Here is a 20,139-nt window from a genome sequence, read left to right as displayed (position 1 = left end):
CCTTATTGATATTGAATAGGGAGTTTTTTTGTTTCTATATTTCAATGATTATTGGTAAAATCATCGGTTTTCTCCTCGTTTTCGTAAATAAAAATTGTCCAAGAGACTTTTTAATATTTTGCTTCATAACTCCCCATTGGAGCTTGTTTTCATCAAGTAATTCATTTACTGAAGATGTAACGATTTGGTTTACTTCCTTCAGTAAACTTTCAGAGTCACGAGCATAGACAAATCCTCTTGAAATTGTATCAGGTCCAGAGATAATTTTTCTTTCCATTTTATTAATAGTAATAACGATTACAAGCATGCCATCTTCAGCAAGCTGTTTCCGATCTCTAAGTACAATGTTGCCGACATCACCAATGCCCATGCCATCTACATAAATATTTCCAGCCGGGATTCTTCGGCTTTGTATTGCTTCTGATTGAAGAATATCGACTACATCTCCATTTTTAATAATAAAGATATTTTTTCGTTCTACACCAACAGATTCAGCAAGAGAACGATGATGATGTAACATTCTGTTCTCACCATGAATTGGAATAAAATATTTTGGCTTCATTAATGTAAGCATGAGCTTAAGCTCTTCTTGATAAGCATGACCAGAAACATGCATTCCTGTTGAGCTTCCTGAACCATAAATAACATTTGCTCCGAGATTGTAAAAATTATCGATAATTTTAGAAACGCCTCGCTCATTTCCAGGGATTGGTGAAGCAGCTAAAATCACAGTATCTCCAGGATAAACATCAACGCCTCTAAAGCTAGAGCTAGCTAGACGAGCAAGAGCTGCAAGCGGTTCTCCTTGACTACCTGTGCATAAAATTGTAATTGATTCTGGTGCGAAACTATTAATTTCATCTGCATCAATCAACATACCTTCTGGGATTGATAAGTATCCTTGCTCCATCGCAACTTGTACAACATTTACCATGCTTCTACCTAGTAGTGCTAACTTCCGATTTGTGATAATCGATGCATCAACAATTTGTTGGACACGGTGAACATTAGAGGCAAATGTTGAAATAATAACTCTCTGTTTTGCCTTCATAAAAGCATCTACTATATGCTCTCCAACAATCCGTTCTGATGGTGTTGAACCTGGCCGTTCAGCGTTCGTGCTCTCTGATAAAAGTAATAAAACACCTTTACTACCGATTTCAGCCATTTTATGAATATCTGGGTATTGGTTGTTAACAGGAGTTAAATCGAATTTAAAATCCCCTGTATGCACAACAGTGCCTTCAGGTGTTTCAAATACGATTCCTAAACAATCAGGAATACTATGATTTGTTTTAAAAAATGAAATCGAAAAATGTTCAAATTTAATATTCGAATCAGAGTCTATTAAAATTAGTTCAGTTTCTCCTAATAGACCATGCTCTTTTAATTTAAGCTCAATTAATCCAAGCGTTAATCTAGTTGCATAGACCGGAATATTCAATTGCTTCAAAAGATACGGGATTCCACCAATATGGTCTTCATGACCGTGCGTAACAAATAAGCCTTTAATCTTTTCTTGATTTTCCTGGAGATAAGTAATATCTGGAATGATCAAGTCAACCCCTAATAAACTCTCGTCCGGAAATTTCGAACCACAGTCAATTAGAATGATCTCTTTTAAATATTGAATAGCATACATATTTTTTCCAATTTCATTAATTCCACCTAAGGCAAAGACCGATAACATACTTTTTGTTGGACTCAAAATCATATACCTCCTAGTACATTGAAAAGTATAAACATTTTCCTTTTAGAAATTTCCATATATTTCTTAGTATGTACGTAAGCAGTAAAATCATTCAATCGACAGATTTTATAAAAAAAATGAGCCGGTGTAAACCGAGCTCATTTTTAAATTATTCTTCAAAGTAATTTTTAAATGGTTTTTTAGGTGTATGCGTTTCGTTGCGATAATACGGATTATCTACAGTAGAATCTTTAGGATCCAAATTTGTTTTTATAACTAAAGTCGGTCCTGTTGTACCATGCTCAGCAATAATCCGATCATTTAATTCATTAAAATCTGGAAGTTTTTTATTCCCTGGTTGTAATGGTTCAGACATATTAACACACCTCCTGACAATAGGATGGTTTCTTCTTGAAAAATTATGTATTTATGTTTGAATAAGTCTTTAATAACAAAGTGGTGTGTACCTGTTTTTGCTAATGTACATACTGTGTAACATAATAATCAAAGTGATATTTAAACTTAAAAGATGGAAGTATGCATGACTGTAATAGATAAATTAGCAAGCTCTTTAGATCGTAAAGATGAGGAGCCAAATATCGAGCTAGCAATTCAAACTGTGGATCACAAAGATGGAAATGCGGTAAAAGAACTTATCGAAAATCTTTCTAATAAAAACATCCAGAATGATTCCATAAAAGTTTTATATGAAATCGGTGATCGCAGTCCATCTTTAATATCCGATTTAATTCAAGAATAAACTTACTTTTTATAAATAGGCACACAATCGTAACTTCTTTCATAATACTACGATAAAGGTTCTAATACAGCAGGTTGGTGGATGAAATGGGAGGCGAATCAAAAGCTATAGTGGGCTCTGTGATTGTATCAATCGGAACAATTACAGCTGCAATTGGTTCTACGCCGTCCAACTTTATAAAAAATAGTGTCCGTGATGATTTAGCTCTAATAGGCAATGTTTTGCAGGCTACAGGAAATGGTATTGATGATGAAGCAGAGGGGACTGTAATTAGGGCAGTAGGAAAAGAAATATCAGCAAGTGGGAATATTACAGTTACTTCAGGACTGGTTTTTGACATTCGAAAAGAAGCATCTTATAAATTATTCATTACAGGTAATTTGTTACAAGCTTTAGGAGTAGGCGTTAATATTGGAGAAGTGATTGAGCTTGATCCATTTCCTGGTCAATCCGAAAACATTGTAGGGGGCATAACACAAATTATAGGAAATACCTTACAGGCAATTGGATGGTCAGAAGCGTTATTTGAAATTAGAGAAGAAGAAAATAAGCAAAAAAATATTCGTTATTATGAGGACTATCTTAAAAAAAATAATGAAACGACTGAGTCCGAAATATTGGTAGCAACAGGAAGCTGGATTCAAGCAATTGGTTCTGTTATTTCAGTAATTGGAGTAATAAAAGAAGTAGAAGGGGCCAATTAAGGAAAGAGAGCCATGACATAGACAGAAGCGGGGAATAATAATTCACGCTTTTTTGTGTTAGAGATTTTCGTAATTATGTTAAAATGCATTAAAAGTAGAAAACAAAGGATAATTATGGAAGAGTTTTTATATATATTACATAAATTAAATAAAAAAACTTTTTGACCCCGTATCTTTTTATACTTATTGAACGTTTATAAGGTAGAGAGTGTTGATAAAGGAGTGAACATGAATGTATAGTAAGCGTAGTCTGCATAGTATAGAAAAGGAAAATCAGGATGAAAAGTCTGATGAATTCTATTGGAAGGAGTATTATCCTAAACTTCAACGCTATTGTCGTTTTCTAGCCCAAAATGAATGGGACGGTGACGATATCGCTCAGGAAGCCTTTTTTAAAGCAGTAAAATTTTATAATAAAGAAAAAATGAATTCAGCTTTATTAAATAAGATAGCTTACAATCATTGGATTGATACTTTACGAAAAAGAAAAGAAGAAACAGCAATTCCTGATTTTGAACTTTCTCAAATTGCAGCTAATCATTCAGTTGATCATAAAATCAATAGTGTGGAACTCTTACTAAAGCATTTTACTCCAAAACAAGCAGTCATCTTTTTTCTAAAAGAAGCATTTCAATATAAATCGAAGGAAATTGCAGACATATTAGGTACAACAGAAATAGCCATAAAATCTAGTTTGTATCGTGCTAAAAAACGTCTAGAAAAAACTAACAAAGAAGAAGACTCCCTTTCTGTTGAATATTTTTGGAGCGAAGAAGAGCGGGAGAAGCTAGACGAACTTTTTCATATAGCTTTAGAAGTCCAAGACCCTACAGTCTTGATCCAAGCAATTCCTTCCTTAGAAAATATTGTTGAGAGCCCTAAAATGTTAGTCCGTAATTTTGAGTCAACTCGAACTCAATCTCCTTTGAGCACTCTCTGCATGGCTGCATAGCCAATTAACGCTTTCAAGGAGGATTTTTAAATGACTACAGTTCCTTATGTAATTGAACAATCTAATCGTGGTGAACGCTCATATGATATTTATTCCCGTTTGTTAAAAGATCGAATTATTATTATCGGTGATGAAATTAATGATCACGTAGCAAATAGTGTAGTAGCACAATTATTATTTTTAGCTGCAGATGCACCTGACAAGGAAATTTCACTTTATATAAATAGCCCTGGTGGATCGACTTCAGCGGGATTTGCGATTTATGATACGATGCAATATATAAAGCCTGATGTTAGAACAATTTGTACAGGAATGGCAGCGTCCTTTGGTGCGATGCTTTTGTTGGCTGGAACAAAAGGGAAACGTTTTGCTCTTCCAAACAGTGAAATCATGATCCATCAACCATTAGGTGGAGCAAGAGGCCAGGCAACGGAAATCGAAATCTCTGCTCGTCGAATTTTAAAATTACGCGAGCATATTAACCAAATAATTGCTGACAGAACAGGACAACCGGTTGAAAAGGTTGCTAAAGATACAGATCGTGACTATTTCATGAGCGCAGAGGAAGCGAAGGAATACGGGATTATTGATGAGATTCTTTATCCGAATAATTAATTTAATAAATAGATAGTTTTTTAAAGAAAAAGGTTAGCAGAGCTAGCCTTTTTTCACATCCTTGTTGAAATACTAATTTTTAATTGGAAAATTGATATGATCAAAAAAAGGAGGCATTAACTTTATCAAGCAACGAATAAGCTATTTTTCTTTGAATATCATTAATTAGTACATTAAACATAATGATGTTCAGAAGAGAGGTAGAGAAAATGACCATTGAACAAAAAAGCATAGCTAGTTTTATGCACCGGAATATTACAGAAGAGAATACATACTTCTTTTTAAATGACTTTACTTCCATATTGGTAAGTGGGGAAGACACAAACGGAGTTTTTTGTGTTCTACATTGTAACGGAAAAAAGGATGGAGGACCACCTCTACATGTTCATGAATTAGAAGATGAAACGTTTTATGTATTAGAAGGGGAAATTACTTTTTTTGTAGGGGATCAAACTATATTAGCAAAAGCTGGAGATTATGTTTTTGCTCCAAGAGGCATACCCCATACATTTAAAGTGCAATCGGAAGAAACTAAATTTATAGTTACTGCTTATCCATCAGGTTTTGACCAATTTGTAAAAGAATTATCTGTACTATTTCATAAAGATTTCAAAAAGCCTTCAGGACCTCCTTCTGCTGAGACACTTCAGAAGTTGATTGAGGTGTCAAAAAAATATAAAATTACGTATCCTAGTTTATAAAATTATTGAAGGGTTTTGTACTAGTAATAGCATGTAAAAGACACTCATTATTGAGTGTCTTTTACATGCTATTTTGATATATTTCTAGTTTTTCGTTAGGTCATTATTAAAAATGTTTCTACTTTGAAAGCACAAGCTCGGCAGCGATTGGTAAATGATCAGATGCAATTGTTTTTATTACTTCCCCAGATGAAATTTTGATGTCATCAGAAGTAAAAATATAGTCAATGCGACGATCTGGATTTTCTACTGGAATGGTATAATCCTCATTTTGACCTAGTACGTTAAACACATCATTATATTGCGCAGTCATATTCAACATTTCCGCACTTTCAGGTGTCGCATTGAAGTCTCCCACTAGAATTTTTGTACCTTCGTTTTGATTGGCTATTTCAAGTATTTCTCTAACTTGAAGATCTCTTTGTTCTGCTCTTTTATTATCAAGGTGAGTATTGTAAAAATGAATGTGATTTCCTTTTACGTTAATGACAGTTTCTAAAAGACCACGCTGTTCTGTCGGGTTTACTGGATATGGGATATTTGTGAGCAGATGATTCTTGGAAAAAAGAATTGGAAATTTGCTTAATACAGCCGTTCCATATTGACGTCGATGTTGACCTACCTGTAAAGGTTCATAGTCTAGGTTTGCTGCATATGTATAATGCATTCCTAAATATTTTGCCAACCACTTCGCTTGATCTTCGAAATTACTTCGCTCTGAAAAATGGTTATCTACTTCTTGCAAACCAATAATGTCAGCTTTAGATTGCTTAATAACATTTCCGATTCTCTTCAAATCTAAAATTGTATCTGTTCCTTCTCCATGGTGAATATTGTAAGACATGACTTTAATTTGAGACTGTTTACTTTTTTCAAAACTAGTAGTTTCTTCTGCAAAAATTGTTTTACTGTTGTACGAAAACATCGGAATTACTGATAGCAATACAATAAAAGAAAAAATAAATAAATTTTTAAACAAAACTCTCATCCTCTCTTAGTTTTCTATTTAACTACTTTTTAAGGATAAGAAATCTTTATTGTCGAAATATTAGAATATTGTAATAAAAGTGTAAAAAACTATTTGCTTTCTTTTTTACAATCTGGAAAATTTGATAAAATAGATTAATAAAAAGTTCTTAATTATAAGGAGATGACAATGAATCAATTAAATAAGTCAAACCCTATTGAAGCAGCACATCAATTTCTATATAAGTATTTTCCAAACTGTCTGGGAGCATTATTAGCTGGTAGCGTAGTCCGCAACGAGGCAACAGAAACATCTGATCTTGATATCGTTATTTTTGAGAAAAGCCTAAGCACTTCATATAGAGAGTCATTAAAAGAATTTGGTTGGGATATAGAAGTTTTTGTACACAACTTAACTTCTTATAAACATTTTTTTGAAAGTGATTATAAAAGGGCTAGACCTTCATTGCCAAGGATGGTTTCAGAAGGAATTATCTTAAAAGATGAAGGAGTAATTGAAGAGATTAAAAAAGAAGCAAATAATTTATTAGATAAAGGTCCAGAAAAATGGACAGAGGAAACAATCAAAATAAAGCGATATTTTATTACAGATGCATTAAATGATTTTATAGGTTCCTCTAATAGGGCGGAAGAAATATTTATCGCAAATACACTGGCTGAACAAGTAAGCGAATTTGTTTTAAGAACAAATGGTAAATGGATTGGTTCTTCAAAATGGATTGTACGGTCAGTAAGAATGTATAATGAAAATTTTGCAAACCGCTTTGTTGAAGCTTTTGATTTGTTTTATACAGTTGGTGATAAAAATCCTATTATTGAATTAGTTAATGATATTTTGCATCCATTCGGGGGTCAACTGTTTGAAGGTTTTTCACTGGGGAAATGAGCTTAATAGGTTACCTGTCAAAAGTCTTTAGAGCCAATTTAGGTTTAGTATGAAAAAGACATTGGAACTGATTTAAACAGTTACCTATGTCTTTTTTTTATACAATCATCTAAGTTCCATCCCTATATAACTTCTAATCTAAAAATAGGAACCTTTTTACACATTGTAAATTACAAAAAATGAATTGTTTTTCCGATGTTTTTTTTGTGTTTTATAGTCTTTTTTTCCTGTTTTATCCTCAAAGTAGTAAAAAGTTTGATAACTTTATCTGGTTTTTATTTAATTTTCCCCAATTTTCAGTCCAATATTTTTACATTAAAAATATATAATTCGACAAGAAAATCATAAATTTTCCAAGAAAAAACATATTTATCAAGTTTATTTGGCAATTCTATGTACTAATTATTGAAAAATATGCTTAAAAAATAGTTAGAATTCCCCCAATACCAGTTTAATTAATTGAGATGTAAAATTTGAATTGTATTTATTAATGGCCACAAAATGAGTGAAGAGTAAATCCATATTTTTACATTATATAGCTATTAATCTATTTGAGAGCAAAGTGGATTTAAATAATTAATAGAATAATTTAGGAGAGTTGTTAATGAAAAACAGAAAATTGAAAGCGTTTCAAGTGTTGTCTACTGCAGCTTTAACATCGTTACTATTATCATCTTTTACAGCTTCTGCTGAAAACAACCATTTTTTTCCTCAAACTAATTCATCAGATGATATTTCTGAACAAGTTAAACCAATGTTACTTAAAAGAGATGAACCAGCTCAAAATGAAGATTCAATTTATGAGGCTGCTAAGAAGAAAGAACAATTAAATAACCATAAACCAGATGAACTTGTTCATTTAATTGTAGAAGTTGATCAACCGAATGATAGTGAAATAACAAAACAAAATAAAAAAACCTTATTTAAACAAAAGCAAGATAAGGTAATCGATAAAATCTCAAAATTAAAAGCTTCTAAATCAAATGAAACGATGAAGCTTAAGCACCGCTATTTTGAAGGATTTAACGGATTCAGTGTAGAGACAAAGTTTAAGAATTTGAAAGATATTGAGTCGCTTCCAGGGGTTACACATGTAGTAGTTGCTAGAACATTCCAAGAAAATATGGCAGCAAGTAAAGAATTAGTACAAGCTCAAAAGGTATGGGAGCAATATGGTTATAAAGGAGAAGGCCTATTAGTAGGAGTTGTAGATTCTGGTATTGATTGGACTCATAAAGATATGACACTATCAGATGTAGCTAAAGCGAAAGAAAAATGGACAAATGATAAATTTCAAAAGTTTGCAGATACAACAGATGTAAACGAAACGTGGTATTCAGACAAAGTACCATCTGGATATGACTGGGCAGACAACGATACAGATGTTATTCCTGGACCAAAAGGTAGTTCACATGGTACACACGTTTCGGGAACAATTGGAGCTAATGGTGACGATTCTAACGGTGGAGTTGCTGGTATTGCGCCAGGGGTACAGCTATTAGCAGAAAAGGTATTCTCTGATAATGGTGGCGGTGCATATGAAGATGATATTATTGCAGGAATCGAACATGCGGTTAAAATGGGCGCAGATGTAATAAACATGAGCTTAGGTAGTGACGCAGGCTACGTAGACGAAAATTATGATCCGATTCAAAAAGCAATTCGTATGGCGACAGAACAAGGTACCCTAGTTGTAGTGGCTGCTGGAAATTCAGCATATAGTTCGAAGGCTTTATTAGTTCCTTCAACCATACAACCATATGCTGATGATCCTGATATTGGAACGGTTGGTTCACCAGGTGTAAGCCCATTCGCATTATCAGTTGCTTCCTATGAAAATACTAAAATTCATATGAATGCAATTTCGGATGGAAGCCTAGAAGTACCTTTCAAAGATCATAGTCAATATGGACAAGCTTTTAATGTCTCTAATAATCTATTACCAAATACAAACTATGATTTGGTATATGTCAATGAAGGTAAAACGGCTGCTGATTATCCAAAAGGTAAAACTAATTACATTGCAGTAGTAAAGCTTTTAAATTCTTATAGTACTGTTTCATCAATTCAATTTACTGCAAAAGCTGCAGGAGCAAAGGCTATCATTATGATACCGCCATCAAACTGGCCTGATTATGTAACTTTACCAGTAACTGGATCTGCAACACCGACTGCTTCAACAAGTAAATCAATCGGTCAAGCATTATTAGATAAAATGAGTAACATGCCTACTGGTCAATATGTAAGTATGAAAAATATCGGTGATTATTGGGTAGATAATCCTGATAAAGATACGATGTCTTATTTTTCATCAATGGGTACGACTCCAACATTAGATTTTAAACCTGAGATGTCGGCTCCAGGCGGAAATATTTATTCAACAATTCCAGGTAATAAATATCAAGTGATGAGCGGTACATCGATGGCAACACCACACGTTGCAGGTGGATCAGCTTTAGTATTACAGTCACTTTATGAAAAAGGATTAATGCATTCAGAAGATACAGTATTAAAAGCTAAAGTTGCTTTAATGAATACCTCTAAAATCGAAATGGATCCAAAAACAAATAGTGAAGTTCCTTATTCACCACGAGTTCAAGGCTCTGGTTTAATGCAAATTCAAAATGCAATTAATACGCCAGTTATTGTAACAAGAAAAGATACGCCACTTGAACAAGCTGGGGCAGTAGCATTAAAAGAAATTAAGAACGATCGAGCAATCTTTAACTTAAATGTACAATCACTTGAAACAAAGAAACCGAAAGAAGAGTACGAGTACACAGTTAATGTAGACTTATTAACAGATGCAACTCAAACGAAGCAATTTGACCTAGATGGTGATGGAACTTTAGATTCAAAAGATTATTTAACATTAAGTAGTAAAAAAATTGAAGGTGCTTCAATCTATGTAAATGGTGAAAAGGTAACTAATAAAGATGGGGCTACATTTAAAATAAAATCGGGACAAGATAAGAACCTAAATGTAGAGATTCGACTACCTAGAATGTTAAGAAAAAATGCATTTGTTGAGGGCTTTGTCCGTCTTGTACCAAAGGACTCAACGAAAGCAGTACCATTATCAATTCCATATATGGGCTTCAATGGTAAATGGGATGAACCAAGAAATATCGATGCTCCTGCTTGGGAAAAAGATGCATTCGCAGGTTATACTGCTCTTTGGAATGATAGTACAGAAGGCGGAGCACCATTAGGATACAATGGAGTAAACTTCGATTTAAACCATATTGCTTTCTCGCCAAACTATATAGATAAGGGAATTTTTGGTGGAATGGCCGTTTTACGTAATTTAGAAAAAGCTGAGATATCTATTGAAAATTCAAAAGGAAAACAACTTAGATATCTAGGTAACTTTAGTGAGTATTCTGGAACTGGAGAGCCTTGGAAATTTAATAAAAACATGATGTTTAATCAAGATTATGGTTATAATTTATATCAATGGGATATGAAGGACTTATCAGGTAATTTTGTTCCAGACGGTACTTACTATTATGTAATTAAAACAACATTAGCCTATCCAAACGCTAGACCACAAACCGTTAAAATGCCAATGATCGTTGATTCAGTTGCACCAAAAATTTCTAATATTAAGGTAACTCCAAAAGACGGTAAATATGTCATTACATTTGATGCGACAGATAATGCAACCGACTTTAACTTTGCCGATATTTATGTAAATGGAGCATTTTATGAACTAAGACCTGGCGAAACGACTTTGACAGTTAATACAGAACCAAAGGGTATGGTATTTAGATCTATTGATTATGCAGGAAACATGGCTTGGACAACATGGGGAGATCAAAGTTATAATAAACAAAGTATGATAATGGTAACTTGGGGCGTTTCTCCATCTACTGGTGTAAACCAATCTAACCCAGCTAAAATTTCTATTCTCGGTTATAATAGAATGGACTGGACGATTAATATTAAAGATGCTAGTGGAAAACTTGTCGATTCATCGACATTCGAAAATGAGCATACATTTAGGACAACATGGGCACCAGATAAAGATCTATCAAATGGCACATATACAGTTACTGTAGATGGCGTTACAAAAGACGGTTTTAAAGTAACAACAACGCCTAAAACTATAACGGTTACTCAGTAATCTAACATTTGAAAATATAAAATAATAAACAAAAAGGCTCAATGGAAACTGAGGCCTTTTTATTATGCCTTTTTAACCGTTAATTGTAATTTAAATCGTCTTTATTATTTTTTAGCTTCCCTTGGAACAGAAGAATTAGTAATAAACTGATCGGAATAATAATTTGAAGTGGAATGTGAAGCAAATAAGGTACTAAATCGATTCCCTCTTTATGATGTTCAAGAAAATTAGAAGCTACCCATAAGGAAGTAACAATGGTAATGATGCCAATAGGATAGACTAGCTGGTCAGTTTTCTTTATATTAAATAACTCTGCAGCTCCAGATACCGCGCAATAAAAGTAAATTGTAATTTTTACAAAGGAATTGCATACTGCAATTACAACAATGAAAGTATCCAATCTTTGAATGAAATCGGCAATATTAATATAACTAACTGCTGTTAAAAGAGGGTAGGTTGTTCTTTCAATAACAGATGGGCCTAATATTGCTGTATTTAATACTGCAAATAAGGTTAGTATAAGTCCCGAAAATAATAAGGCCGGTATTCCTACCTTTATTGCTAAATTTTGTTTACTTAAATGTGGCATAATCATTGTAAATGTCAGGATCTCACCAAAAGGTACTGTTAAAGAAATAGGAAAAGCCTTAAAAATTGGTTTCCATCCGTTTTCTAAAACGGGTCTTAAATTATCAATTTTGATTAAATTTGCAATGATTTCAAATCCTATAAATATAAAAACAAGAAACATGATCATGATAAAGATAAATTCACAAGATCGAGCGAATGTTTCTAGTCCTTTAGAAATTGCATACATGATTAATAACATCATGATTAATCCAATTGAAATTAAAGAAGAAGCATTATACAGAGTGATTGTTAATAAATCCTCAAAATCACGTAAAGCCCGTGCAGCAACATAAAGAAAATATAAGATGTATACTAGTGCTAATATTTTCCCGACATATTTCCCTAAAATGATTTGAATATATTTTGTTAAGGGTTGTTCAGGAAATAACGAATATAACTTAATATACACCGCAAAGATTAAACAAGCTGCAATGAGTCCTATTAATAAACTAATCCATCCATCTTGTTTAGCTCTAGTATATATTTCGACTGGTGGAGAAGCACCGACCCCAAACATAAAAATCATACAAAAGAATTGAAAACCACTAATATTTAATTTACGATTCATTTGAATTCCTTCTTTTGTCTTTTGATTTACTTTCTAGATTACTTATTTTTTCCATAAACTTCTATTTTATTTAAATGTTAATAAAGTAATTTTTTGTGATTAAAAAGCTAGTTAGAAGTTTTTCAAAATTTAGTATAATAATAGCAATAAAAAGAGGAATGAGGTGGTGTTTACGTGGAAATTAAGGTTGATGATTTAACTGGAACTGAAGTTGCTAAGCTAATTAGTGAGCATCTACAAGGTATGACACAGCATTCTCCAATTGAAAGCATACATGCTCTAAATCTTGAAGGATTAAAGAAACCTGAAATTACGTTTTGGAGTGTATGGGAACAACGTGAATTAGTTGGATGTGGAGCTTTAAAAGAACTTGACCCTTTACATGGAGAAGTAAAATCGATGAGAACTTCTTCAGCACATTTAAGAAAAGGTGTGGCAAGACGCATGCTCCAACACATAATCGAAGAGGCTAAAAGTAGAGGCTATAAGAGAATAAGTTTGGAAACAGGTTCGATGGGAGCATTCGATCCAGCAAAAAAACTATATGAACTCTTTGGTTTTAAGTATTGTAAGCCTTTTGCTGATTATAAAGATGATCCTAATAGTGTTTTTATGTCTTTAGAATTGTAATTATTTTTGAAAGTAGAGTTGCTGCTATAGCAACTTTTTTTGTTTATGACACTATATTGGCACTTCCAAATAAAATCAATTTTTTCTTTTAAGTAAAAATTAATAAAAATTAGTACCTAGTATTAATATCTGGTGATATAATATTGAAAAGAAATTAATTAATACGATTGAGGTGACTATAATGCACAAATCGAAAGCTCGTATCACTGCAATAGGTTCATATGTACCAGAAAAAGTATTAACGAATAAGGACTTAGAAAAAATAGTTGAAACGAATGATGAATGGATTGTAAAACGAACAGGGATAAAAGAGAGAAGAATTGCAACAGAAAATGAATACACAAGTGACTTAAGCTTTAAGGCAATAAAAGACTTAATGGAAAAATACAATAAGTCTGTGGAAGATGTTGATATGATTATCGTTTGTACTTTAACTCCTGATTTTAAAACGCCAAGTGTTGCTTCGCTAATTCAGGCTAAGCTCGGGATAAAAAATGCTGGGGCAATTGATTTAAATGCTGCATGTGCAGGATTTACTTATGGTTTGTATATGGCAAATGGATTAATAACGGCCAGATTAAATCGAAAAATTTTAGTAGTTGGTGCAGAAACCTTATCGAAAATAACTGACTACGAAGACCGTACTACTTGTATCTTATTTGGTGATGGAGCGGGTGCAGCATTAGTAGAGTATGATGAAGACCAGCCTAGCTTCATTTCCTCTTATTTAGGTTCAGAAGGTGAAAAAGGCAAACATTTATATTGTTCAAATTTATCAAATCAAATGTTTGGAGAAGAAATAATTTGTAACAGTAATATTATTCAAAATGGTCGTGAGGTATATAAATGGGCAGTTACTACAGTTCCAAAAGGTATGCAAGCTGTACTAACTAACGGGGCAACTTCGTTAAATGAAGTGGATTGGTTTGTCCCTCATAGTGCAAATTTAAGAATGATTGAATCAATTTGTGAAAGAAGTGAATTTCCAATTGATAAGACTTTATATAGTTTAGTCGATTGTGGAAATACATCATCTGCCACAATTCCTTTATCTTTAGCAAAGGGAGTGAAGGAAGGAAAACTTAAATATGGGGATAAGGTATTACTTTATGGGTTCGGCGGTGGGTTGACGCATGCTGGGTTACTTATTAATTGGACTTTATGAAATTTAAGTCTATAAGCAAGAAACACTTTTAATCAAAGATAATAAGAAGTCTAATAAGTGATTTCATTAGACTTCTTATTTTAGGTTGTAGAGGTTTGTACACTACTTGTAAATATTTTTTGGAAGGAAGAGAATTTAATGAATGTATCTGTATTGGGCTGCGGTAGATGGGGAACCTTTTTGACTTGGTACGCTAATCGATCTGGTCACAATGTAGTTTTATGGGGAAGAGAAAATTCTAGAAATTTTATTGGCTTAAATCAGACAAGAAAAAATGACTATTTAAGTCTACCAGATGGAATTGAGTTAACGAGCTCTTTAGAAGGTGCATTATCATTTGCAGAAGTCATTATAATATCAATTAGTGCCCAAGAGCTAAGAAAATTTGCAAACCGTTTAAGTCAATATAATGAAATACAAGGTAAAACCTTTATTCTCTGTATGAAAGGGTTAGAATCTACCACCGGTAAAAGACTCACACAAGTTTTTAGTGAAGAAGTAGGGAAAAATTGCAATGTAGCTGTTTGGGTAGGGCCTGGTCACGTACAAGATTTTGTAATGAATATACCTAATTGCATGGTAATTGGTTCTGAAAATATTGAGGTAACAAAAAAGATTGCGAAAGAATTTAATAGTGAATTAATTCGTTTTTATTATGGTCAAGATTTGATTGGTAATGAAATTGGAGCAGCAACCAAAAATGTCATGGGAATAGCAGCTGGTATGCTAGATGGATTAAACTATAGTAGTTTAAAAGGTTCCCTGATGGCAAGAGGGACAAGAGAAATCTCCCGCTTAATTAGAGCGATGGGAGGAAATGATGTAACAATTTATGGTTTAAGTCATTTAGGAGATTATGAGGCAACATTATTTTCTATGCATAGTCATAATCGAAAGTTTGGACAGGCATATGTTGAAGGTAAACCGTTTGATAAATTAGCTGAAGGGGTTTCTACAATCAAGGCTTTAAAACAACTTTCTAATCAATATGATGTTGAATTACCGATTTGCAACGCATTGTTTGAGATTATTTTTGAACATAAAAATGCGAAAGAAACTTTAGAGGAACTATTTTTAAGACCACTAAAATTCGAGTTTTAATAAATTTGAAATTTCATTTCGGATTTCTATAAAAAATAATAAATTTGTTGTTTTTTTAACTGATTATTCATTGTTTAGCTCTTGATTTTAGTTAAAACACGAACGTTTTTAATATTTTTTATAAAAAAAGTTCATATTTTATATTGAAAATATATTTCTAGTTTGATATATTAGCAGTGTAATCATTCATAAACATTACTCGTATATGCTCAGTAATATGGTCTGAGCGTTTCTACCTGGTTCCCAATGAAAGAACTAGACTACGGGTTAAAGTATACTTGGTTTCGTTTTTGTAACCAATAATGATGGTGTAGCATTAAATTCTATTTATTGCTAATCTATACTTTAACTTTCGTAGGTCTAGAAGGTAGAGATTGTTCTACTGTTTCTAGACCATTTTTTTTTGATTAAAACATCGAGTGTGATAAACAACAGGGGGAAAAGACATGTTAAAAAAGTACGGTTTAGTAGGAGTAGCATCTGCACTATTAGTTTCAGCATTTGTAGGTTATAACGTTAAAACGAATACTGTAGAAGCAAAATCAAAACCATTAAGACCAATCGTTATTGAGGGACCAATGCCAATAGAGGCTGAAAAATTTGCGAGTAAGTTAAAAAATGTAAAAGTTGAAAAATCAGGTAGTTTCGTATTTTATAAAGGTACTTTAGATCATTATCCAGTTATCGTAGCAAAAACAGGTAAAGGTATGGAAAATACTGCTGCTGCTACAGCGATTGCTATTGAAAAATATAAACCAGTCGCAATTATTAACCAAGGAACATCTGGTGGTCATGACGCAAACTTAAATGTTTTTGATATCGTATTAGGTAAAAATACAACTAATATTGGTTCTTTAAAAACAGAAACGAAAGACGAAAACCAAGGAATAGATGCAACGGAGTGGAAACCAATGGACTTAATGGCTTCAGAAGGTAGTGCAGGTGAAGATCCAAACGCTGAAAAACCGCGTTTTTACGAAGGTAATAAAGATTTATTAGCAGCTGCAAATGCAGTAAAAAACAAATACACTAAAGGTAAGGTTGTAGAAGGTACAATCGGATCTGCAGACGTTTGGAACAATGAAGTTGATCGCATTAAATGGTTCCATACTAAATATGGTACTTCAGTAGAAGAAATGGAAGGCGCTGCTGCAGCTCAAATCTCTCAAGCCTATAATGTACCTTTCTTAGGAATTCGTGTATTATCAAACAATAAAACAAATGGCGGTAAATATGATCCAACTACAGCTGAAGCATGTCAGGAGTATGTAATGGAAGTAGTTAAGAAATATATTTCAACAAAGCCAAGTAAATAATAATATAAATAGAAAAAAGGATATTTTAAATTAAATTTAATTTAAAGTATCTCTTTTTTCTATTTTATAGGAAATTCTCGTAGATTTATTTACATACCTTTTACTTCAACCACCATAATTCAACTGGATTTAATTCATACTGATTGTTTTCGCGATACATATACTGGCACATAATGAGCTCACGTCTCAACGTAGCGTAATCCTCATGAAATTCCTTCAAATATTCATTGATTTCTTTCTCTTGATAAACTCTACCAAATTCTAGACCTTTAACCATATGAGCTAGAACAACAAGCTTCTTCTTTCGCTGCGCAGGGTAAATTTTAAGTTTTCCTTCTTTAGTAAAGAAATTATTAATAATGCTTGAGCGTTCACTTTCAGTAACTGACATCTCCATATTGGAATCTCCTCCTGTTCCTACTGTAAAAATTGACTTAGCACTCATTTCTAAAATTTTAGTATTTAGAGAGAAATAGATTGTATTTTTATCACGGCGCTCTTTAATCAGACCAACTTCTCTAAGCTTTGACATATGATGGGTAATTGTTGGGGGTCTAAGACTTAATTTACTAGCAATTTCTTGCCCGCTTAATTGACCTTGCTGAAGTAAAGCAATAATGCGTACACGAGTAAGATCACCTAAAGCTTTATGGAAATCTACAATTTTACTTAATTGCACTTAATTTACACCTACTTTTATACTTATCTAATTAGATGATAATCTAATTAGGTTTATTTTTCAATAAGTAGCTTTAAGCGAACGTTAATTTAGTTATTTTTTACAATTTTATATGTAAAATAGGATAACGTTAAGCTTATAACGAATGTTATCATTAACGCTGCTATTTTATTGAAATTAGGAGCCTTACTAAATACTCTTACAGTTTTTTTACAACAAGTCGAAATTGGTTTGCTTTAGGCATTCCAATTTTTCTCATTTATATAGGAAAAAGGTATGAAGATTGCATGTTGGCATAATCGAAAATAACTGCTATGCTAATTAAGTGAAAAATTGAAAAAGGGGGAATTTTCATGCAAATAATTGGTTTATCCGGCACTAGTTTAAAACGAAGGGGATTCAATAGTTAAAGAGAGGTTGAAACAAGCATGGGGATACTTAAGTTTCACAAAAATATAAAGATTCGTTTACTCGAATCATTCTTAAGTTCGTCAATTGGAAGTATGGTTTTTCCATTTATGGCGATTTACTTATCAAAACATTTTGGCGTAAAACAAGCAGGATTACTTTTGCTTGTAAATGTATTTATAGGAATCATTATGAATTTTTTTGGTGGATATTTTTCGGATCAGTTTGGCCGAAAAAAGACGATGGTGTTTGCCGAAACAATTCGGTTACTCGCGTTTATTACGATGATGCTTTGTAATTCACCTTGGTTTTCATCACCTCTTATTACATTCTTTATGATGACTTTAAATAGCATTTGTTGGGGTCTAGCAGGGCCAGCTAATCAGGCAATGTTAATAGATGTGAGTAAGCCAGAGGAACGAAAGCTTATGTACTCAATCATGTACTGGTCGAACAATTTATCAATTGCGATTGGTGGTATGCTTGGAGGATTTTTATTTAAATCATATTTATTTGAATTATTATTAGCACTATCAGTTGCTTCACTTGTTACATGGGTCTTAATTACGTTCTTTGTTGAAGAAAGCTTAGTTACTGAAAAGACAGAAACGAAAACGATAGGTCATCACGCTCAAAAAATGATTTCAAATTATCGTGACGTTTTTAAAGATAAGCTCTTTATTCTTTATGTATTGGCAGGTTTGCTAGTGCTTTCAATGGAATTTCAATTAACAAATTATATAAGTATTCGATTAGCGAATGATTTCCACACACAACATTTTTTTGACTGGACGTTTGGTGGGATCGAGATGAATGGTTTCCTACGAACAGAAAATACGATATTGGTAGTCGTAATGGCACTTTTTGCTTCTAAAATAGTAGGAAAATTGGATGATCGAAAAACGTTAATTTGGAGCTGTATTGCATTTGTTGGTGGATATGCAGTAATTTCATATAGTAACTCTATTTGGCTTTTATTTATCGCGATGTTTATAGCAACTGTTGCAGAAGTATTAAGAGTACCAGTACAGCAAAACTATATGGCTAACTTACCAGCAGAAGAAACAAGAAGTTCATATATGGCGGTTGCAGGTTTAACATTTAATTTAGCGATGTTTATCTGCTCAATAACTGTTTCACTAAGTGCATACTTATCGAATTTCGCGACATCTTTCTTTTTAACGAGTTTAGGTGTAATCGGAATTCTTATATTTGTACGAATTACTCCTGCTTTGGAAAGAAGAATTAAGGGTGAAATATTGCAGGAGCAGGGACAGACAGCCGGAATAAATTCTTAATTTACAAGAGTTGCTTTTTGCGGCTCTTTTTTTGTAGAGAAGCAGATATATGGATATATCATTCAAGTTAAGCCTGAGGTTATATTTTCCATATTAGGACACCTTAAAAGTAAAGGTGGTGTTTTGATGAACAGATGTTTAATCGTTGTTTTAATCAGTACTTTTACATTTTTCACTTGTTCATCCGTAAGTGCACGACAAGCGGAACGAGTGGTTATGAATGGGATCCCAAGTGATGTGTGGCAAGAAAATATCTATCTAATTGCTGATCGAATAGATTGGAAAGAATACCGAAATTTTGACGTTCAAATTGGTAATGAAGGATATTTATATCACTTCCCAACGTGGAAAAGTGGGAAGTATGGTACTAAAATGTTTAGTGAGGATTTAAATAAAGATAAACAAAATGAAGTCATTATCGTATTGGATAATTTCAATGATCCAATTCATTTATTGCAAATTAGTAAAAACGATGATCAAAGCGAAGAATATAAGGAAGTTCCAATTGAATCGGTTCCTGAAGCAGTTAAACGTCTTGTGGAAATGGAGAAAAAAGGGGATTTAGTAACGATAATTACTAAACAAAAAACTTATAAAGTTAATTTGAAATCGTTAGGGTTTAAAGATACGTCTTCTGACGATAGTGTATATACTCACGTGCCGGTTGATTACATTGTAGATAAGAAAAAACTAGTTGCCGATGCTGTCGTAATGATCTCAACCGATGGCGGAGGAGCGATTGGAAATTTGAAGCTTTTATATGATTGGAATGGAAAGAAATATGAGGTTCAGTCAATTTCTTTTGAGAAGTATAATCGGAAAAGGTAAGAGAGCACCTATGTCGTGGTGCTTTTTTTGTTTTGTAAATGGCAAATAAAAATAGAGAATCCCAAATAAAAGAGGGTAATTGCAATTAAAAACTG

18 protein-coding genes and 1 riboswitch are annotated in these 20,139 nt (G+C 32.9%); of the genes, 13 read left to right on the top strand and 5 right to left on the bottom strand.

All coding sequences use genetic code 11. The features are described 5' to 3' along the window. Nucleotides 1-34: 34 nt before the first annotated feature. Both B6K90_RS14690 and B6K90_RS14685 read right to left on the bottom strand, forming a co-directional pair. Nucleotides 35-1,690: a ribonuclease J gene (locus tag B6K90_RS14690; RefSeq protein WP_407920528.1), complete on the bottom strand. Its 1,656-nt coding sequence runs from the start codon at nucleotides 1,688-1,690 to the stop codon at nucleotides 35-37. Nucleotides 1,691-1,859: 169 nt separating this feature from the next. Then, nucleotides 1,860-2,066, bottom strand: a complete 207-nt coding sequence (locus B6K90_RS14685; RefSeq protein WP_088013536.1) for a hypothetical protein — start codon at nucleotides 2,064-2,066, stop codon at nucleotides 1,860-1,862. A gap of 165 nt (nucleotides 2,067-2,231) precedes the next feature. Here B6K90_RS14685 and B6K90_RS14680 point away from each other — a divergent pair, with 165 nt between their 5' ends. The 5 genes from B6K90_RS14680 to B6K90_RS14660 all read left to right on the top strand — a co-directional run bounded on the left by B6K90_RS14680 (nucleotide 2,232) and on the right by B6K90_RS14660 (nucleotide 5,422). Further along, on the top strand, nucleotides 2,232-2,450 hold the full coding sequence (locus B6K90_RS14680) for a hypothetical protein (protein ID WP_088013535.1): 219 nt from the start codon (nucleotides 2,232-2,234) through the stop codon (nucleotides 2,448-2,450). 86 nt (nucleotides 2,451-2,536) lie between these two features. After that, nucleotides 2,537-3,154 carry a DUF6944 family repetitive protein gene (locus tag B6K90_RS14675; RefSeq protein WP_088013534.1) on the top strand — a complete coding sequence of 206 codons (618 nt, stop codon included), beginning with the start codon at nucleotides 2,537-2,539 and terminating at the stop codon, nucleotides 3,152-3,154. Nucleotides 3,155-3,386: 232 nt separating this feature from the next. Continuing rightward, nucleotides 3,387-4,106: a sigma-70 family RNA polymerase sigma factor gene (locus B6K90_RS14670; RefSeq protein WP_088013533.1), complete on the top strand. Its 720-nt coding sequence runs from the start codon at nucleotides 3,387-3,389 to the stop codon at nucleotides 4,104-4,106. Between the two features lie 30 nt (nucleotides 4,107-4,136). After that, nucleotides 4,137-4,721: an ATP-dependent Clp endopeptidase proteolytic subunit ClpP gene (clpP, locus tag B6K90_RS14665; protein ID WP_088013532.1), complete on the top strand. Its 585-nt coding sequence runs from the start codon at nucleotides 4,137-4,139 to the stop codon at nucleotides 4,719-4,721. Between the two features lie 209 nt (nucleotides 4,722-4,930). Beyond that, on the top strand, nucleotides 4,931-5,422 hold the full coding sequence (locus B6K90_RS14660) for a quercetin 2,3-dioxygenase (RefSeq protein ID WP_088013531.1): 492 nt from the start codon (nucleotides 4,931-4,933) through the stop codon (nucleotides 5,420-5,422). A gap of 118 nt (nucleotides 5,423-5,540) precedes the next feature. Here B6K90_RS14660 and B6K90_RS14655 read toward each other — a convergent pair whose 3' ends face one another. Next, nucleotides 5,541-6,401 (bottom strand): endonuclease/exonuclease/phosphatase family protein, encoded by an 861-nt coding sequence (locus tag B6K90_RS14655; RefSeq protein ID WP_235821809.1) that lies wholly within the window; start codon nucleotides 6,399-6,401, stop codon nucleotides 5,541-5,543. Between the two features lie 177 nt (nucleotides 6,402-6,578). Between B6K90_RS14655 and B6K90_RS14650 the strand changes: the two genes are divergently transcribed. Then, entirely contained in the window at nucleotides 6,579-7,295 is a 717-nt protein-coding gene (locus tag B6K90_RS14650; protein ID WP_088013529.1) for a nucleotidyltransferase domain-containing protein, read from the top strand. Nucleotides 7,296-7,899: 604 nt separating this feature from the next. After that, on the top strand, nucleotides 7,900-11,421 hold the full coding sequence (locus tag B6K90_RS24450; RefSeq protein ID WP_088013528.1) for a S8 family serine peptidase: 3,522 nt from the start codon (nucleotides 7,900-7,902) through the stop codon (nucleotides 11,419-11,421). Nucleotides 11,422-11,500: 79 nt separating this feature from the next. Here the strand turns inward: B6K90_RS24450 and B6K90_RS14640 are convergent, their stop codons facing one another. Continuing rightward, nucleotides 11,501-12,619, bottom strand: a complete 1,119-nt coding sequence (locus tag B6K90_RS14640; RefSeq protein ID WP_088013527.1) for a GerAB/ArcD/ProY family transporter — start codon at nucleotides 12,617-12,619, stop codon at nucleotides 11,501-11,503. A 174-nt stretch (nucleotides 12,620-12,793) separates the two neighbouring features. Between B6K90_RS14640 and B6K90_RS14635 the strand changes: the two genes are divergently transcribed. The 4 genes from B6K90_RS14635 to B6K90_RS14620 all read left to right on the top strand — a co-directional run bounded on the left by B6K90_RS14635 (nucleotide 12,794) and on the right by B6K90_RS14620 (nucleotide 16,831). Next, on the top strand, nucleotides 12,794-13,249 hold the full coding sequence (locus tag B6K90_RS14635; RefSeq protein ID WP_088013526.1) for a GNAT family N-acetyltransferase: 456 nt from the start codon (nucleotides 12,794-12,796) through the stop codon (nucleotides 13,247-13,249). Between the two features lie 181 nt (nucleotides 13,250-13,430). Continuing rightward, the gene (locus B6K90_RS14630) at nucleotides 13,431-14,414 is read left to right on the top strand and encodes a ketoacyl-ACP synthase III (protein ID WP_088013525.1); all 984 of its coding nucleotides are present in this window, start codon (nucleotides 13,431-13,433) and stop codon (nucleotides 14,412-14,414) included. 138 nt (nucleotides 14,415-14,552) lie between these two features. Further along, nucleotides 14,553-15,515, top strand: coding sequence for an NAD(P)H-dependent glycerol-3-phosphate dehydrogenase (locus B6K90_RS14625; RefSeq protein ID WP_088013524.1), 963 nt, complete (start codon nucleotides 14,553-14,555; stop codon nucleotides 15,513-15,515). A gap of 179 nt (nucleotides 15,516-15,694) precedes the next feature. Then, nucleotides 15,695-15,798: riboswitch (purine riboswitch) on the top strand. A gap of 163 nt (nucleotides 15,799-15,961) precedes the next feature. Beyond that, nucleotides 15,962-16,831, top strand: a complete 870-nt coding sequence (locus B6K90_RS14620; RefSeq protein ID WP_088013523.1) for a 5'-methylthioadenosine/S-adenosylhomocysteine nucleosidase — start codon at nucleotides 15,962-15,964, stop codon at nucleotides 16,829-16,831. Nucleotides 16,832-16,931: 100 nt separating this feature from the next. Here B6K90_RS14620 and B6K90_RS14615 read toward each other — a convergent pair whose 3' ends face one another. After that, nucleotides 16,932-17,510 carry a DUF2087 domain-containing protein gene (locus B6K90_RS14615; protein ID WP_088013522.1) on the bottom strand — a complete coding sequence of 193 codons (579 nt, stop codon included), beginning with the start codon at nucleotides 17,508-17,510 and terminating at the stop codon, nucleotides 16,932-16,934. A gap of 428 nt (nucleotides 17,511-17,938) precedes the next feature. On the opposite strand from B6K90_RS14615, the gene B6K90_RS14610 reads away from it, so the two are divergent. Both B6K90_RS14610 and B6K90_RS14605 read left to right on the top strand, forming a co-directional pair. Beyond that, on the top strand, nucleotides 17,939-19,216 hold the full coding sequence (locus tag B6K90_RS14610) for an MDR family MFS transporter (RefSeq protein ID WP_088013521.1): 1,278 nt from the start codon (nucleotides 17,939-17,941) through the stop codon (nucleotides 19,214-19,216). A gap of 126 nt (nucleotides 19,217-19,342) precedes the next feature. After that, on the top strand, nucleotides 19,343-20,044 hold the full coding sequence (locus B6K90_RS14605; RefSeq protein ID WP_088013520.1) for a hypothetical protein: 702 nt from the start codon (nucleotides 19,343-19,345) through the stop codon (nucleotides 20,042-20,044). Nucleotides 20,045-20,139: the final 95 nt, after the last annotated feature.

The sequence above is a fragment of the Gottfriedia acidiceleris genome (genome assembly GCF_002128425.1).
Lineage (GTDB): Bacteria > Bacillota > Bacilli > Bacillales > Bacillaceae_G > Gottfriedia > Gottfriedia acidiceleris.
The sequence above is the reverse complement of the archived record's forward strand: the minus strand, read 5'-3'. Positions and strand labels throughout refer to the sequence as shown.

What these genes read in the sequence shown, in the direction of transcription:
- B6K90_RS14625 (WP_088013524.1), top strand. Translation starts at nt 14,553, where the DNA reads ATGAATGTATCTGTATTGGGCTGCGGTAGATGGGGAACCTTTTTGACT.
- B6K90_RS14660 (WP_088013531.1), top strand. Translation starts at nt 4,931, where the DNA reads ATGACCATTGAACAAAAAAGCATAGCTAGTTTTATGCACCGGAATATT.
- B6K90_RS14610 (WP_088013521.1), top strand. Translation starts at nt 17,939, where the DNA reads ATGGGGATACTTAAGTTTCACAAAAATATAAAGATTCGTTTACTCGAA.
- B6K90_RS14685 (WP_088013536.1), bottom strand. Translation starts at nt 2,066, where the DNA reads ATGTCTGAACCATTACAACCAGGGAATAAAAAACTTCCAGATTTTAAT.
- B6K90_RS24450 (WP_088013528.1), top strand. Translation starts at nt 7,900, where the DNA reads ATGAAAAACAGAAAATTGAAAGCGTTTCAAGTGTTGTCTACTGCAGCT.
- B6K90_RS14605 (WP_088013520.1), top strand. Translation starts at nt 19,343, where the DNA reads ATGAACAGATGTTTAATCGTTGTTTTAATCAGTACTTTTACATTTTTC.
- clpP (WP_088013532.1), top strand. Translation starts at nt 4,137, where the DNA reads ATGACTACAGTTCCTTATGTAATTGAACAATCTAATCGTGGTGAACGC.
- B6K90_RS14680 (WP_088013535.1), top strand. Translation starts at nt 2,232, where the DNA reads ATGACTGTAATAGATAAATTAGCAAGCTCTTTAGATCGTAAAGATGAG.
- B6K90_RS14630 (WP_088013525.1), top strand. Translation starts at nt 13,431, where the DNA reads ATGCACAAATCGAAAGCTCGTATCACTGCAATAGGTTCATATGTACCA.
- B6K90_RS14670 (WP_088013533.1), top strand. Translation starts at nt 3,387, where the DNA reads ATGTATAGTAAGCGTAGTCTGCATAGTATAGAAAAGGAAAATCAGGAT.
- B6K90_RS14675 (WP_088013534.1), top strand. Translation starts at nt 2,537, where the DNA reads ATGGGAGGCGAATCAAAAGCTATAGTGGGCTCTGTGATTGTATCAATC.
- B6K90_RS14650 (WP_088013529.1), top strand. Translation starts at nt 6,579, where the DNA reads ATGAATCAATTAAATAAGTCAAACCCTATTGAAGCAGCACATCAATTT.
- B6K90_RS14640 (WP_088013527.1), bottom strand. Translation starts at nt 12,619, where the DNA reads ATGAATCGTAAATTAAATATTAGTGGTTTTCAATTCTTTTGTATGATT.
- B6K90_RS14690 (WP_407920528.1), bottom strand. Translation starts at nt 1,690, where the DNA reads ATGTTATCGGTCTTTGCCTTAGGTGGAATTAATGAAATTGGAAAAAAT.
- B6K90_RS14620 (WP_088013523.1), top strand. Translation starts at nt 15,962, where the DNA reads ATGTTAAAAAAGTACGGTTTAGTAGGAGTAGCATCTGCACTATTAGTT.